The following is a 14,385-nucleotide window of genomic DNA, read 5'->3' as shown; positions in this document are numbered from 1 at the left end:
TTAGGTAAAACAATGAGCATCTCTTTGGATCATTTTGCAATCGCCGAGCAACAATTGCTCACGCCCTTTTCACTGGATGATCAGGCGATCAACTCGGTGTTTGGTCAAATGCTCAGCCATGAAATCGACTACGCCGATTTGTATTTCCAATACAGCCGCTCCGAGGCGTGGAGCCTGGACGAAGGCATTGTGAAATCGGGCAGCTTTAATATCGACCAGGGCGTTGGCGTGCGCGCGATCAGCGGCGAAAAAACTGCTTTTGCTTATTCGGACGACATCAGCCTCGCCGCTTTGAATCAGGCCGCGCAAGCCACGCGCGCAATTGGTCGGCAAGGTGGGCAGGGTATTGCTCCCTTTGCCAATAAACAGCAAGGGCTGCAGCTCTATACCCCCAAGGATCCGCTGGCAAGCCTTGATGAAGCAGCGAAAGTGGCCTTGCTGGAAAAAATCGAACAAATCGCCCGCAGTCTGGACCCGCGCGTGGTGCAAGTCATGGCGAGTCTGGCGAGTGAATTTGAAGTAATTTATATCGCCCGTCACGACGGTCATCGCGCCGCCGATGTGCGCCCGCTGTGTCGGCTGTCGATCAATGTGATTATCGAGGCCAATGGCCAGCGCGAGCAGGGCAGTGCTGGCGGTGGTGGCCGTTTTGATTACGCTTATTTCACCGATACCGTGCTGCTTGATTACGCCAAACGCGCAGTCGATCAGGCTGTGCTCAATCTCGATGCGCGCCCAGCGCCTGCCGGTGAAATGACCGTGGTACTTGGCAGTGGCTGGCCCGGCATTTTGCTGCATGAAGCGATTGGTCACGGCCTTGAAGGTGATTTTAACCGTAAAGGCAGCTCGGCTTTTGCTGGCAAAATTGGCCAGCGTGTTGCCGCCAAAGGCGTGACCGTCGTTGACGACGGCACGATTGTCGATCGACGCGGCTCGCTCAATATCGACGATGAAGGCAATCCAACGCAGCGTACGGTGCTGATTGAAGACGGTATTTTGCAAGGCTATTTGCAAGACAGCCTGAACGCGCGCCTGATGGGCATGCCGACCACCGGCAATGGTCGGCGCGAAAGCTACGCGCATATCACCATGCCACGCATGACCAACACCATTATGGAAAATGGCGATAAAGACCCGGCTGAAATTATCGCTTCGATTGATCGCGGCCTCTATGCCGTTAACTTTGGCGGCGGGCAGGTCGATATTACCAGCGGCAAATTTGTGTTCTCGGCCGCCGAGGCGTGGTACGTTGAAAACGGCAAAATGCTGTATCCAGTGAAAGGTGCCACGCTGATTGGCAATGGCCCCGATGTACTGACGCGCGTGTCAATGATTGGTAACGATATGGCGCTCGATCCGGGCGTGGGCACCTGCGGTAAAGATGGGCAGAGCGTGCCCGTTGGCGTAGGGCAGCCAACTTTGCGCATCGACGGTGGCCTCACCGTTGGTGGTACAGCGGGTTAAGATTCGCATGGCACTTGAAATCCGCGAGATTGCATTTTCCGAGTACGAGCGCGCTGCCGAGGTGGTCTGGGCTTCGTTCCAGCACCTTGCGGCGCAATACCAAAGCGCCGCCGGCATCGAGCAATTTCGGCGCTTTGCCCAGGCCAGCGAAATTCGCGCGCGCGATGCGGTGGGCGGCCAGTGCCATGTGGCGGTGATTCAAAACACCGTCATTGGTGTGTTGCAGGCACGCGCTGACGCGCATATTGCGCTGTTATTTGTGCTGCCCGAATTTCAAAGCCGTGGTGTTGGCCGTGCGCTAATCCGTGCCGCTGATGCACAGCAGCGCTTGCTCACAGTCAATGCCAGCCTCAATAGCGTCAATGCCTATATGCGCTATGGCTTTATGCCAATTGGCGCCGAGCAGCTTAGCGATACCGGCATCCGTTTTGTGCCGATGAAGCGGTTTTGAAATGCATGAATGTCACGCTGGATTCTCGCAATTTGTCAGCTTCAGGCTATGCTAAAGAGTCGATATTTCGGTAGATCAGCTTTGTCATGGATTTTTTACTTCCCGAATCGACAACACCTGTAAACGAGCTCTTGCCGCCCTGGAAAGTAGCGGTGATCGACGACGAGCGTGATATTTTTGAAGTCACCCGTTTATCGCTCTCGCGCGTCAAAGTGGATGGGCGTCCGCTTGAACTCCTGTACGCAGACAGCGCCCGCAGTGGCTACGAATTGCTCAGCATGCACCCGGATGTGGCGGTGGCTTTTATCGATGTGGTGATGGAGTCACCCGAAGCGGGGCTGGAGCTGGTTGAGCGCATCCGCTCCGAAATGAAAAACCATTCGCTGCGCATTATTTTGCGCACGGGGCAGGCCAATCAGCATCCTGAAGAAGTCGTGATTCAGGAGTACGACATCAACGACTACAAAGCCAAAACCGAGCTGACCAATATCAAGCTCAAAACCTGCATTTACGCCGCCATCCGCTCTTACCGCGATATTGTCACCATCCGCAATACCCAGCACGGCATGGAAAAAGTCATTGCCTCGTCGCAAGCTGTGCTCCGCAGCCGCACCTTGCATCAGTTTGGCTCGGCTGTTTTGCAGCAGCTGCTTGATCTCTTGAATATCCAGAGCAGCGAAGTCTATCTGGTGTCGCAATCGGTCGATCTGTACGGCGACAAAGTCAATCATGTGCTGGCTGCCACTGGTGAGAATATCTCGGTGCAGGATGATTTAAGTACGCCTGTGCTGCCGGATCATGTGCGCGAGCTGGTCAATTACGTCAATGCGGGTGGCGATAATCATCTGCCGGATGCCGCTTTTCTGGCCCGTTTCCAGGTGGGGGAAAGCTCGTCAAATGTGCTGTATGCCAGCCTTAATCAACCGCTGGATGCACTGCAAACCAAGCTGCTGCAGATGTTTGCCAGCAATGTAGCGCTGATTTTCGAGTCGCTCTACACCAAGGAAAACATCCAGGAAACGCAAAAAGAGCTGCTGCTGGTGATTGGCGACGCGATTGAGCAGCGCTCAAAAGAAACCGGCATGCACGTTCGCCGCGTGGCGCTGATGTGCGAATTGCTGGCGCAAAAACTGGGGATGTCGGCCGAGTTTTGCGAAACCATCCGTTACGCATCGCCCTTGCACGATATTGGCAAGATCGGCATCCCCGAGCATATCCTGCACAAGCATGGCAAACTGGACGACGCCGAATGGGCGATTATGCAGACTCATGCCGAGCTGGGTTACCAGTTGCTGAAAAAAACCAAGCGGGTCATTGCCAAAATGGGCGCGATTATCGCCAGAGAACACCATGAAAAATGGGATGGCAGCGGTTATCCGCGTGGGCTGGCGGGTGAACAAATCGCCATCGAGGCTCGGATTATGGCGATTGTTGACGTGATCGACGCCCTCGGTTCACGTCGCGCGTACAAGGAGCCGTGGGATGATGCGGCGATTATTGCGCTGGTGCGCAGCGAGCGCGGCCGGCATTTTGACCCCATGCTGGTCGATCTGGCGCTCAGCCATTACGATGAGTTGCTGGCCATTCGCCATCAGCTGCCTGATATATCCGATCAAGGGCATTAACCGCCTCTAACTCTCTCCCGCCAAGGGAACAAAAGCCAGCAGCAAACTACCAATACGCAAGAACATTGCTTTTCACTGCATGAGGTTGGTCAATGAGCAGCTTGAACTTGAATCTGGCTCAGCTGGATGCCGCGCGCCGCGAGTGTCTGCAGCTGGTTAATCAGCGTGCCTGGGTGTCCGCTGCCGCGGCTGCAATTCCGCTGCCCGGCCTGGATGTGGGCGCCGATGTGGCGATTATGACGCGGATGATCGAGCAAATTAATGAGAAATTTGGCCTGCGCGAGCAGGACGTGGCGCGGCTGGATGCGCAAACCCGGCAACGCCTGCTGGTGATTATCACCTCGCTGGGCAGCTCGCTGATTGGGCGCTACGCCAGCAAGGAGCTGATCATTCTGGCCTTGAAACGCGTTGGCGTGCGTATGGCTTCCAAGCAGGCCGCCAAATTTGTGCCGCTGCTCGGAACGGCCATTGCCGCGGGCGTCAGTTATGGCGCCATGCGCTATCTGGGCAATGCGCATATCGAAGATTGCTACCGGGTGCTCAGGCAGGCCATTGCTGAAGCAGATTCCAGCGCTTAAAAATCATACTTTCTGCCCACCAGCCTGCGGCTTATCCTCGCCGCAGTCTGGCTTGATCAATGTTTTTTCTCCCCGCCCGCCCATGCAGGAGCTCGCAGTGTCCATACTGGCTTTATTGTATCTCATGAGCATCTTGCTGGGCTTGATTGCCTCGATTGTCGTATTCAAGCGCCGCTCGTGTTTTGGACTTGCTCTCTTGGGGGCCGCCAGCAGCTTGGGCTTGCTGCTGCTCGCAAGTGGTGCGTATGGACTGTTTCACGCTTTTGGCTTCTGGCACGGTTCAGCCAGACCGGGGCTTGAGTCGGCTTTTAGTTATGCCATTCTGGCGGCGATCACCGTAGGCGCGCCTGCGATGATTGCAGGTAGCTGGTGTGCTGTATTGCTGTCTCGATTTATCCATCCCCGGCATTGAAGGCCATTGTTTGTAGGGGTATTGCCCTATAGACCTTTTCTTCTCTAATTTTTAGAGCAATACCCAGGTAAAATATCAGCGCTCCAGTCTGCACCCCAGCACCGGAGCAAGCTGCGCTGGTCAAGCCCGCACAAAGAATGGAAAATGGCGGCTGACCTTTGCCCTGTTTGCAAGCTGGCGGCGAAGGAAACACTTCTTGACCATTGATCGGCTGCCCCATTTCCATGACGCTAAATACCATTGAACATCTGATTATCCACCAACTGCACAAAGAGCCTAACGGCCCGGCGCGTGTTGCACTTGGCACTGCGCCGCTGGCGCTCAATAGCGCGTCGCAGCGTTTGGTCGATCATGTGTGCGAGTTGTACGGTACGCGCAATGGCAAAGGTTTTGGCAAATTCGATCTGGACGACGCCAGCTTTGCCATGCCCAAACTTATTGAGCAATTTGCTACCGAGCAAAGCATCGATTTCTTGAGCTTAAGCCAGCAAATGATGGCCGAGCTGCAAACGCGTGCTGAAGCCGAGCCGCTGGCCAGCGGTGGCTATGTACTCATTGCGCAGGTGAGCAATGCGGCGATGCAGTTTATTTTTGTCGCCCTCATTAGCGAGGTGATTGGCACCGCAATGACTGACGAGATGAATGTAGTCGATAGCATTCATCTGGATATGGATCATCTGCGCGTGGCCGGGCGGATTGATCTGGGTAGCTGGAAAAGCGGTGGCGAACGCTATGTGAGTTTCCTGCGCGGCCGTGGCGATGTGGCGGGCTATTTCAAAGCTTTTCTCGGCTGCAACGACGTTAAAACGCCGCTGAAAGAAACCCAGAAACTGGTTAAAGGTCTGGAAGCCTTCGCCAATAAGCAGGCGATTGCCGGTCACGAGCGTGACGAGCTATTCCAGCGCGCTCATTCCTACCTGGATGCCCTGGGCGACGGGCAGGGCGAAGTGGATCTGGCGACAGTGGCCGAGCAGGTCTTTCCCGAGTCGCCCGCGCAATTGCAAAACGCTTTGCAAAGCGATGAGCTGGGCATCAACGATGGCTTTGTGCCTGATCGGCGCGCCATCAAGCCGCTGATGCGCTTTAAAGCCAACGGAGCGCAATGGAAGCTGGAATTTGATCGCGCCAGCCTGCGCAGCGGTGCGGTGATTTACGACAAATACAGCGACACGCTGGTGCTGTCGAATATTCCGGATGAGCTGAAAAAAGCCCTGCTGGATCAATAGTGCTGTTTCACTGCACAAGCCACGATATACTACAAAACTTTCGTATCCCGTCGAATAAGGTTTGCTCTATGTTTTCGCGTCTGCGTCCTCTGATTGTTCTGATTTTGAGTGCCCAGTTGTTGTTGACTGGCTGTTCGGCTAATGCAGAAAAAACCAACCCGTCCAATGCGGTGTTGTGGAAAATCGAAATGGCCAACTCGCCTGCATCGTGGTTGCTGGCCACTGTGAATACGCCCGATGGTCAGGATGTGGAATTCAAGCCCGAAGTCGAGCCCGCCTTGCTCAATTCCAAGTACATCGGCACCGAATACTACAACGACATGAATTCGTCGATTCAGCTGGCTCAGGCCATGCTGACCAAAGAAGCGAGCCTGCAGGCGCTACTGGGGCAGGAACGCTACGCTAAAGTGCTGCCTTTGCTCGCTGCACGCGGCTACCCGGAAGCTGTGGCGGCCAAATTGCAGCCGTGGGCGGTCGCGATGCTGCTGTTTTCACCCAAGCAGGGCAAAGAAAATATCCCGATGGATGAATATGTCTTCCAGTACGCCACCGAAACCAATAAGCCCTATTTTGCGATTGAAAGCATTGAGCAGCAGCTGGCGCCGTTTAAAAAACTGCCTGCGGGCAAACAGATCATTCTGATTGATGGCCTGATCGCCAATCATGATGAACTGGAAAGCGCATTTGCCGCCAATATGGCCGCCTATCTGAAATCCAATCTGGACCCGATTGCACCACTGATGCAGATCGAAACCATTGCCTTGCCCAAGCATGAGCGGGCTTGGTTTAGCGCATGGCGCAAGGAGCTGAAAACTTCGCGCAACAAGATCATTATCGAGCGCCTCAAGCCCGCCCTGCAAAAAGGCGAAGCTTTCTTTACCGTCGGGGCTGGGCAGCTGACCGGTCAGGATGGCTTGCTTGCGGCCATGCGCGCTGCCGGTTACAAGGTGACAGCAGTCAAGGTGGAGCCTGCACAAAAATGACAAAAATGATCTATACCCGTTTGGGCCAGAGCGAGCTTGAGGTATCCCGGATCTGTCTGGGTACCATGACGTTTGGCGAACAAAATAGCGAGTCGCAAGCGCACGAGCAGCTTGAATACGCCGTTGCCGCAGGCGTCAATTTTATCGATACCGCCGAAATGTACCCGGTGCCTGCCAATGCGGGCACGCAGGGGCTGACCGAGCAATACATCGGTAGCTGGCTTAAACATAAGCAACGTGATCAGCTGGTGATTGCCAGCAAAGTAGCTGGCCCCAATCGCGGTATGGACTGGATACGCGGTGGCCCGCAGCTAAGCTGCGAGCAGATTATCGCCGCGTGCGATGCCAGCCTGAAACGGCTCAATACCGATTATCTCGATCTGTACCAGATTCACTGGCCAGCGCGGCATGTGCCGATGTTTGGCCAGACCTATTACGAGCCCAGCCAGGAATACGCGAATGCCCCGGCCATTGCCGAGCAGCTGGCAGCGCTTGATCAGCTGGTTCGCGCGGGCAAGGTGCGCTATATCGGCGTATCGAACGAGACCTCATGGGGGGTGTCGGAGTTTGTTAAAGTGGCCGAGCGCGAAAATCTGCCGCTGATCCAGTCCATCCAGAATGTCTACAACCTGATCAACCGCAATTTTGATCATGGTCTGGCCGAAACCTGCCATCGTGAACAGGTCGGCCTGATGGTCTACAGCCCGCTGGCCTTTGGTCTACTGTCAGGAAAATACATCGACAATCCGGCCAGTGCCGGGCGGATGACCCAGTTTGCCAATTTTGGCTCGCGCTATCTCAAACCGCATGTTACGCCAGCTGTGGCTGCCTACCATGAGCTGGCCAAAGCACATGGTCTGAGTACGGCACAGATGGCGCTGGCCTGGGTATACAGCCGCTGGTATGTGTCCAGCACCATCATTGGTGCGACTTCAATGGCGCAATTGCGCGAGAACATCGCCGCGCAGGATGTGGTGTTAAGCGACGCCATTCTGGCCGAGATCGAGGCCATCCACCGCCGCTGTACCAGCCCGGCGCAATAGAACGCCACACCGGGCGGGATATTTACCACTGCATTTTGATAGCGGCAATTTTGTCGAGTAATTGCTGCATCACCTGGCGATGGTCTGCCCGGTTGGGGTGCCACTGACAGGCGCTCAATTGCATCGCCTCCAGCTGCAGATAATGGATGCGCTGATTGCCAGCAGCCTGCTCGGCGTCAACCACCGCTCGTACATTCGGCCGCTGCTGATCGTCCGGCCAGAGCTTCATGGCGGTCACAATGATGTGCGGCGTTTTGTAGCGGGCATTCAGTGTTTTGATCAGCTCGCGATAGGCCGCCTGAAAATCCTTGGCACGCTGTTCGGTACTGCGTTGCTCACCCGGATTGACCGGGGTGGAAAAATCATTCACGCCCAGCCCGATCACGACCAATTGCGGCTGCCAGTGGTTGTCGGGTTTGCTGCTGGCGTCGGTTTGCAGCTGACGGGCATAATAAGTGCGGAAATCTCGGTCGGGCAGATTGCCATTCCAGTTACGAATCAGCCCCATGCCCGACATCGCATTGGTTTGCCACTGTGCGCCCAGCTGGCGGGAAAGCTGGATGGCAAAGCCCTGGCTGATGTCGGTGCTGCTGCTGATTTCAGCGTCGCTGCAATCGCGTTTATTCGATAGATTGGCCAGCGCGGCGGTGAAAGAGTCGCCAATAAATTCAATTTTGCGCTGTGGTGGTGTCGGTGCCGCCAGCCATTGGCCGCCATCGAGCGTGAAACCATATACGCTGCCCACATAGTCCGGCGTTTCATTGCGCCGGATCAGCTCGATACGGTGTTCGCCAGCGGCCAGACTACGAATCCACACCGTGCGTTTGCCACTGGCCGGGGAAATCTGTGCGACGGGCTGGCCATCAATCTCAACGGCATAGTGGCTGCGCTCGTCATTGAGCACCACGCCAACGGCACTGCCTTGAAAGCGCGCGGCCATGGCAACCCCGGGCCAGCTCGCTTGCCAATGGTCGCTGTTTTGCACCCAGCGGCCCGAAAGCAGCAGCGGTGCGGTGCCGGTTTCGGCTGCGGCCAGCGGGCCGGATAGGCAGGCGCAAGCAGCTACGAGGGCGGCGGCGCAGCTGTGGGTTAATTTGATCGTCGGCATGAATGTTTCCTCCATGCCGACGATTGTACCGAGGTGTACGGTAAAAGGCCTTGTCTGAAACGATCAGCCGATTTGTCCGGATCTGGCCTGCTTGCGCGCAGAGGCAGCGCCGACAAGGGAGTATGTCAATGACCCGTTAGGGTATTGCTTTGTAGATGTTATTTATAGGTGCTTACATGGATATACCCTGCCATGCCGTAGATGCGGGCAGGCAGGGCAGGATGCTGTAGTACAGATCGATTTAAAACAGACCAGTCTAGAACAGATCAAAGACCAGCACTTCGGCGCCATGGCCTTGCTTGAGCGTCAGCGCTGTTTCATGTGTCAGCATGGCCGCGTCACCCGCTTTAAGCGCAATGCCGTTCACTTCAATACTGCCACGGGCGATGTGCACATACAGTTTGCGACCCATCTGGATGGCTTGCTCCAGCGCTTCATCGCCGTCAAACAATCCCGCGTAGAGGCGCACATCCTGATGAATCAGCACCGAGCCATTGCTGGCATCCGGGCTGGCCACCAAACGTAGCTGGCCGCGTTTGTCCTCATCCGAGAAGATTTTTTCTTCATAAGATGGCGCAATGCCTTTTTGCCCCGGAATAATCCAGATTTGCAGCAAATGCGTCTCTTCGGTGTCGCTGGGGTTAAATTCGCTATGCCGAACGCCGGTGCCCGCGCTCATGCGCTGCACATTACCGGGGCGGATCACCGAACCGTTGCCCATGCTGTCTTTATGCTCGATGGCGCCCGATAGCACATAGGTGATGATTTCCATGTCCTGATGCGGATGCATGCCAAAGCCCATGCCGGCCGCGATGCGATCATCGTTAATCACGCGCAGCGCGCCAAAGTGCATATGCGCCGGGTCGTAGTATTCGGCAAAGGAAAAGCTGAAGTTGGAATCAAGCCAGCCGTGGTTGGCGTGGCCACGTTCTTCGGATTTGCGTAGGGTAATCATGCTTTTCTCCTTCAATCTATTTGAATGGTGTATGCCATAATAAGCTTGAGATCGCGGCTTTGATAGCCAAAAGTTCTGCCTGAATTATTCAAAAAATTGGAATAAATATGCTGCGCCTAAGCCTGGAATCGCTAGAAATCCTCGACGCTATTGCCCGCCGGGGTAGTTTTGCCGCAGCTGCGGAGGAAGTCCACCGCGTGCCCTCGGCGGTAACCTATATGGTGCGCAAGCTGGAAGACGATATGGGGGTGCCGATTTTTGATCGCAGCGGCCACCGCGCCCAGCTCACCGCTGCCGGTGTGGAATTGCTCAATGAAGGCCGCCACTTGCTACGCGCGGCCAATGAGCTGGAATGCCGGATCAAGCGCATTGCCACGGGCTGGGAAACCGAGCTGGCCATTGTGGTTGATACCATTATTCCCTTGCCGCTGCTGATTCCGCTGCTCAAGCAATTTGACGCGATCAATTCGGGCACCCGGGTGCGGTTTTTGCATGAATCGCTGGGGGGGAGCTGGGAGGCTTTGCTTGAACGTCGTGCCGACATTGTCGTCGGCGCGATTGCACAAGGGCCATCGGGCGGCGGCTATTCAACGCATGCGCTGGGCGAATTTCGCAGCGTGTTTGTTGTCTCGCCCGATCATCCGCTGGCCAACGCGCCCGAGCCTTTGTCGTCACAAGTGCTGATGCAGCATCGGGCGGTGGTGGTGCCCGATAGCGCGCGGCAGATGCCGACGTATTCCTACAATATTCTATCCGGGCAGGATATCTTGCGTGTGCCCAGCATGGCGGACAAAGTGACCGCGCAGGTGGCCGGTTTGGGCTGCGGTTATCTGCCGCTGCCGTGGGCGCAACCGTATCTGGAGCGTGGCGAGCTGGTGATCAAAGCGGTGTCGGAAGTGCGGCCGCAATCGCGGCTGTGTCATGCCTGGCGCAGCCAGGATGTGGGGCAGGCGCTGAAATGGTGGGTGGAAACTTTAACGACAACACCGGTGATCCAGCAATGGCTCTCAAGTGGTGTTGCCGCTAATTAGTGGAGTATTGCCACGCAAGTAATTCTGGAATTGATCTGCATGGCAATACCATGGCGGGTATTTAGTGGCGCGCGCTTTGCGATACCGAATTGAGCAGCTTGTCGGTGTAGGCCAGCGCGGCAGCTGAAATCAGAAAGGCTAGGTGGATGATCACTTGCCATTTCATCGTTACTTCGGCCATTTGCGCTGCATTGATAAAGGTCTGCAACAGGTGGATCGACGAAATGCTGATAATCGCCATCGATAGTTTTACTTTTAGCACCGTGGCGTTGACGTGATCGAGCCATTCGGGCTGATCAGGGTGGCGATCAATACGCAGGCGCGAGACAAAAGTCTCGTAGCCGCCCACCGTCACCATCAAGAGCAGGTTGGCAATCATCACCACATCAATCAGGCCCAGCACGGCCAGCATGATTTGCGTTTCCGACAAGGTCGTCAGATTGCTCATCATATTGTAAAGCGCGGACAGAAATTTATAGGCGTAAACGCCTTGCACAATGATCAAACCCAGATAAATTGGCAATTGCAGCCAGCGGCTGGCAAAAATCACTTTGCCCAGTAGTGGCGTTGATTCTGTGGCAGCGTAGGGATGTTTTTCCATCAAGCTAAATCCTGTGTGTTTCTGCGAAGGGCAGATTGTCGCTGTTGCAAGGCGGCCTCGCAAGCGCATCGTGCCGCTCAAAACGGCGTCCGGTAATATAAAAACCCCTTTGTGCCAGCGGCAACAAAGGGGTGCAGATTAAGCAGACTGTTTGGACTGCTTATTTGATTGCTTCAACCTGGATGCGCAGGGTCACTTCGTCGCTCACTGCGGGCACATAGGCCGCCATGCCAAACTCGCTGCGTTTGATGGTGGCCACAGCATCAGCACCGCAAGCCGGTTTCTTGCTCATCGGGTGTGGCGAGCATTTGAAGGCGGTGACATTCAGAGTCAATGGTTTGGTTACGCCCAGCAAGGTGAAATCACCGCTCACGCTGCTCAGCTTGTCGCCGTCAAATTTGAAAGACTTACCTTTGAAGGTGATGGTCGGGAATTTTTCCGCGTTGAAGAAATCTTCGCCTGTCAGGTGTTTGTCACGCGCAGCCCAGCCGGTGTTCAGGCTGCTGGCATCGATGGTGATGTCGGCGCTACCGGTTTTCTTTTCCTGATCCAGCGTGATGGTGCCGCTGGTTTTGTGGAATGAACCGCGCTGGGTTGAGTAACCCAGGTGATTGATTTCAAAGCTGGCGAAAGTGTGCGATGGATCAACGTTATAGGTTTCTGGCGCAGCAACAGCGCTCAGGGTGGCGGCAGACAGAATTGAGGCAAGAATCAGTTTTTTCATGCTGAGATACTCCGGTTGGGTATAAAAAAGTGGTCGATTCAATTGATTCAAGTTTTCCAGCGTGAACGGCTTAGCTTGCCGTACCTCGGTACGGCTTGGGGCTTTGACGCTTGGGCCGCAAACTTGGGCGCAGGGACTTATTTTCCAGCTTTGCCGGTTAATACCAGCTTGTATTTCACAGTGACTTCATCTGCCACTGTGCCGGTGTCGGCCCATGCACCGTCACCGAGTTTGTAATTCAGACGCAAGAGCGGCACCGAGCCTTCCAGAATCAGCTCTGCACCCTGCTGTTTGGCGCTCATTTGGCCCACTACATCGCGGCTAATGCCTTTGATTGTCAATTTGCCTTTAGTTTCAAATTTGCCTCCGCCCAGCGCTTTGACGCTGGTGGCGGTAAACGTGCCTTTGGGGTTGCTGGCCACGTCAAACCAGGCCTTTTTCTTCGCTTCGGCGTTGCCATCGGGGCCGCCAACGTCAATGCTGGCCAGATCGATCACGATTTGCGCTTTGGCGCTTTCTGGCTTGGCAGGGTCAAAATCAATCGCCGCGGTGTAATTTTTGAACAGGCCATCGGCTGGCGTATTCATCTGGCTGAAAGTAAAACCGATTCGGCTTTTTTGTGGCACCACGGTTTGTGCCGCTTGTGCGCCCAGGGCGCTAAACAGGAAAGTGGCGGCAAGCATAGAACGCAACATGATGATGTTTCTCCAGTCAGTTAAGTTATCGTTTCAAGAAAGGTAGCATGCGTGCCAGCGTACCATCCTTGTCGATGAAATAGTGTTTCAATGCCCCGGCAACGTGAAGTGCAATACAGAGCATCAGGCCATTGGCTAGCCATTCATGTATTTCTTTCAGCGTGTGCGCCATCTCTTCATTCGGGCTAATCAGATCGGGCATTTGCCAGATGCCGTACAGCATCACTGGATAGCCTTTGGCTGATGTCAGCAGCCAACCCACCAGCGGTAAAGCCAGCATCAGCAGGTAGAGCAGGTGATGCACGCCCAGCGCCATTTTGCGTTGCAACGCGGGCAGATTGGGGTCAATTGCTGGCGTGCCACGGACTAATTTGTAAGCCATGCGCAGCGCAAATAGCATCAAGACCGTGATGCCGGCCCATTTGTGCCAGGCGATCAGTTGCAGTTTCAGTTTGAATGTTGCGGGCGCCAGCGGCGTGTTATCAAAACTCCAGACCAGAATAAATGCTGCCAGAATCAACAGGGCCGTGAGCCAGTGCAGGCCAATCTGCAGCGCATTGTAGTTGCTTGGTTGAGTTGATTTCATAAGAGTTCCTTATTCAGTAATTCTGAATCTGAGTTGGATATTAAAGGGCGACACTTCCTATTGATAGCAAAAATACTTGTATTGACTATTCAAAAAATTTGAATGTGCGCCATCTTTTGCGCCAGATCAGAGGGGTGTGGTGATTTGCCTGCGCATGCGGGCTGGAAAACCAGTAGAATTGCGCGGCAAACTTTGAGGGATCAGGAGGAGAGATGGAAGACATTGAAAAGTTCATCGGTGGGTTTCGCCGTTTCCAGCATAAGTATTTTGGCGAACACAGCTCTTTGTTCGAAGAACTCAAGCAAGGACAAAACCCGAAAACTTTATTGATTGGTTGTTCCGACTCACGCGTAGATCCGGCCCTGCTGATGGATTGCGACCCGGGTGATCTGTTTGTGGTGCGCAATGTGGCCAATCTGGTGCCACCTTATGAAACGGATGGCGCTTTTCACGGGGTCTCTTCGGCCATCGAGTATGCCGCAGTGCATCTGGAAGTCAGCAAAATCATCGTGCTGGGCCATTCGGCTTGCGGCGGTATTCGCGCGCTGATGCAAAACCCCGAATCCAAAACCGAAGCCAATTTTGTGGGCCGCTGGGTCCGGATTGCAGAAAATGCCCGCGAGCAGGTGCGTCGCGAGTTGTCGCACAAAGACGAAGAGCGCCAGATTCGCGCCTGCGAAATGGCCGCGATTATTGTCTCGCTCGATAATCTGATGAGTTTCCCCTTTATTGCCGAGCGCGTTGAGGCCGGTAAACTAAGCCTGATTGGCTGGTATTTCGACATCCAGCAGGGCGCTTTGTATGACTTTGACCAAAGCATCAACCGCTTCCGCCCTTTGGTCACGGCGATTGCCAGCAAGTAAGTCAGGTTTTATGCCTAGAAAAAAGCCCGTCAGGTTTGAC

17 protein-coding genes are annotated in these 14,385 nt (G+C 54.9%); 10 read left to right on the top strand and 7 right to left on the bottom strand.

Annotation, left to right across the window (positions count from 1 at the left end):
• The first annotated feature begins 12 nt into the window (after positions 1-12).
• The 5 genes from tldD to FLS37_RS00265 all read left to right on the top strand — a co-directional run bounded on the left by tldD (position 13) and on the right by FLS37_RS00265 (position 4,530).
• On the top strand, positions 13-1,464 hold the full coding sequence (gene tldD, locus FLS37_RS00285; protein ID WP_198314422.1) for a metalloprotease TldD: 1,452 nt from the start codon (positions 13-15) through the stop codon (positions 1,462-1,464).
• Positions 1,465-1,471: 7 nt separating this feature from the next.
• Entirely contained in the window at positions 1,472-1,915 is a 444-nt protein-coding gene (locus FLS37_RS00280; RefSeq protein WP_157313930.1) for a GNAT family N-acetyltransferase, read from the top strand.
• A gap of 86 nt (positions 1,916-2,001) precedes the next feature.
• Complete coding sequence (locus FLS37_RS00275; RefSeq protein ID WP_157313929.1) at positions 2,002-3,540, top strand: HD domain-containing phosphohydrolase; 1,539 nt, start codon at positions 2,002-2,004, stop codon at positions 3,538-3,540.
• A 92-nt stretch (positions 3,541-3,632) separates the two neighbouring features.
• Entirely contained in the window at positions 3,633-4,118 is a 486-nt protein-coding gene (locus tag FLS37_RS00270) for a DUF697 domain-containing protein (RefSeq protein ID WP_157313928.1), read from the top strand.
• 97 nt (positions 4,119-4,215) lie between these two features.
• Positions 4,216-4,530: a hypothetical protein gene (locus FLS37_RS00265; protein WP_157313927.1), complete on the top strand. Its 315-nt coding sequence runs from the start codon at positions 4,216-4,218 to the stop codon at positions 4,528-4,530.
• Here FLS37_RS00265 and FLS37_RS00260 read toward each other — a convergent pair.
• A complete protein-coding gene (locus tag FLS37_RS00260; RefSeq protein ID WP_157313926.1) occupies positions 4,511-4,756 on the bottom strand; it encodes a hypothetical protein in 246 nt (81 codons plus the stop codon). The two genes, FLS37_RS00265 and FLS37_RS00260, sit on opposite strands and share 20 nt — an antisense overlap.
• On the opposite strand from FLS37_RS00260, the gene FLS37_RS00255 reads away from it, so the two are divergent.
• The 3 genes from FLS37_RS00255 to FLS37_RS00245 all read left to right on the top strand — a co-directional run bounded on the left by FLS37_RS00255 (position 4,755) and on the right by FLS37_RS00245 (position 7,782).
• Positions 4,755-5,756 (top strand): nucleoid-associated protein, encoded by a 1,002-nt coding sequence (locus tag FLS37_RS00255; RefSeq protein WP_157313925.1) that lies wholly within the window; start codon positions 4,755-4,757, stop codon positions 5,754-5,756. The genes FLS37_RS00260 and FLS37_RS00255 overlap by 2 nt on opposite strands.
• 68 nt (positions 5,757-5,824) lie before the next feature.
• Complete coding sequence (locus FLS37_RS00250) at positions 5,825-6,739, top strand: TraB/GumN family protein (RefSeq protein WP_157313924.1); 915 nt, start codon at positions 5,825-5,827, stop codon at positions 6,737-6,739.
• Positions 6,736-7,782 carry an NADP(H)-dependent aldo-keto reductase gene (locus tag FLS37_RS00245; RefSeq protein WP_308418691.1) on the top strand — a complete coding sequence of 349 codons (1,047 nt, stop codon included), beginning with the start codon at positions 6,736-6,738 and terminating at the stop codon, positions 7,780-7,782. The genes FLS37_RS00250 and FLS37_RS00245 overlap by 4 nt, the downstream gene beginning before the upstream one ends.
• Positions 7,783-7,804: 22 nt before the next feature.
• Here the strand turns inward: FLS37_RS00245 and FLS37_RS00240 are convergent, their stop codons facing one another.
• Complete coding sequence (locus FLS37_RS00240) at positions 7,805-8,890, bottom strand: SGNH/GDSL hydrolase family protein (RefSeq protein WP_157313923.1); 1,086 nt, start codon at positions 8,888-8,890, stop codon at positions 7,805-7,807.
• 256 nt (positions 8,891-9,146) lie between these two features.
• Entirely contained in the window at positions 9,147-9,845 is a 699-nt protein-coding gene (locus FLS37_RS00235) for a pirin family protein (protein WP_157313922.1), read from the bottom strand.
• A 107-nt stretch (positions 9,846-9,952) separates the two neighbouring features.
• Between FLS37_RS00235 and FLS37_RS00230 the strand changes: the two genes are divergently transcribed.
• Entirely contained in the window at positions 9,953-10,876 is a 924-nt protein-coding gene (locus FLS37_RS00230; protein ID WP_198314421.1) for a LysR family transcriptional regulator, read from the top strand.
• Positions 10,877-10,937: 61 nt separating this feature from the next.
• On the opposite strand, the gene FLS37_RS00225 is transcribed toward FLS37_RS00230, so the two are convergent.
• The 4 genes from FLS37_RS00225 to FLS37_RS00210 form a co-directional block, all read right to left on the bottom strand.
• Entirely contained in the window at positions 10,938-11,477 is a 540-nt protein-coding gene (locus FLS37_RS00225) for a TIGR00645 family protein (protein ID WP_157313921.1), read from the bottom strand.
• 160 nt (positions 11,478-11,637) lie between these two features.
• A complete protein-coding gene (locus tag FLS37_RS00220) occupies positions 11,638-12,201 on the bottom strand; it encodes a YceI family protein (protein WP_157313920.1) in 564 nt (187 codons plus the stop codon).
• A 137-nt stretch (positions 12,202-12,338) separates the two neighbouring features.
• Positions 12,339-12,896 carry a YceI family protein gene (locus tag FLS37_RS00215; RefSeq protein ID WP_157313919.1) on the bottom strand — a complete coding sequence of 186 codons (558 nt, stop codon included), beginning with the start codon at positions 12,894-12,896 and terminating at the stop codon, positions 12,339-12,341.
• Positions 12,897-12,921: 25 nt separating this feature from the next.
• Positions 12,922-13,482: a cytochrome b gene (locus tag FLS37_RS00210; RefSeq protein WP_157313918.1), complete on the bottom strand. Its 561-nt coding sequence runs from the start codon at positions 13,480-13,482 to the stop codon at positions 12,922-12,924.
• 212 nt (positions 13,483-13,694) lie between these two features.
• Between FLS37_RS00210 and FLS37_RS00205 the strand changes: the two genes are divergently transcribed.
• A complete protein-coding gene (locus FLS37_RS00205) occupies positions 13,695-14,345 on the top strand; it encodes a carbonic anhydrase (RefSeq protein ID WP_157313917.1) in 651 nt (216 codons plus the stop codon).
• The last annotated feature ends 40 nt before the right edge of the window (positions 14,346-14,385 follow it).

The organism is Chitinibacter sp. GC72 (assembly GCF_009760905.1).
Taxonomy (GTDB): domain Bacteria; phylum Pseudomonadota; class Gammaproteobacteria; order Burkholderiales; family Chitinibacteraceae; genus Chitinibacter.
This window is presented reverse-complemented; position numbering and strand designations above follow the sequence as displayed.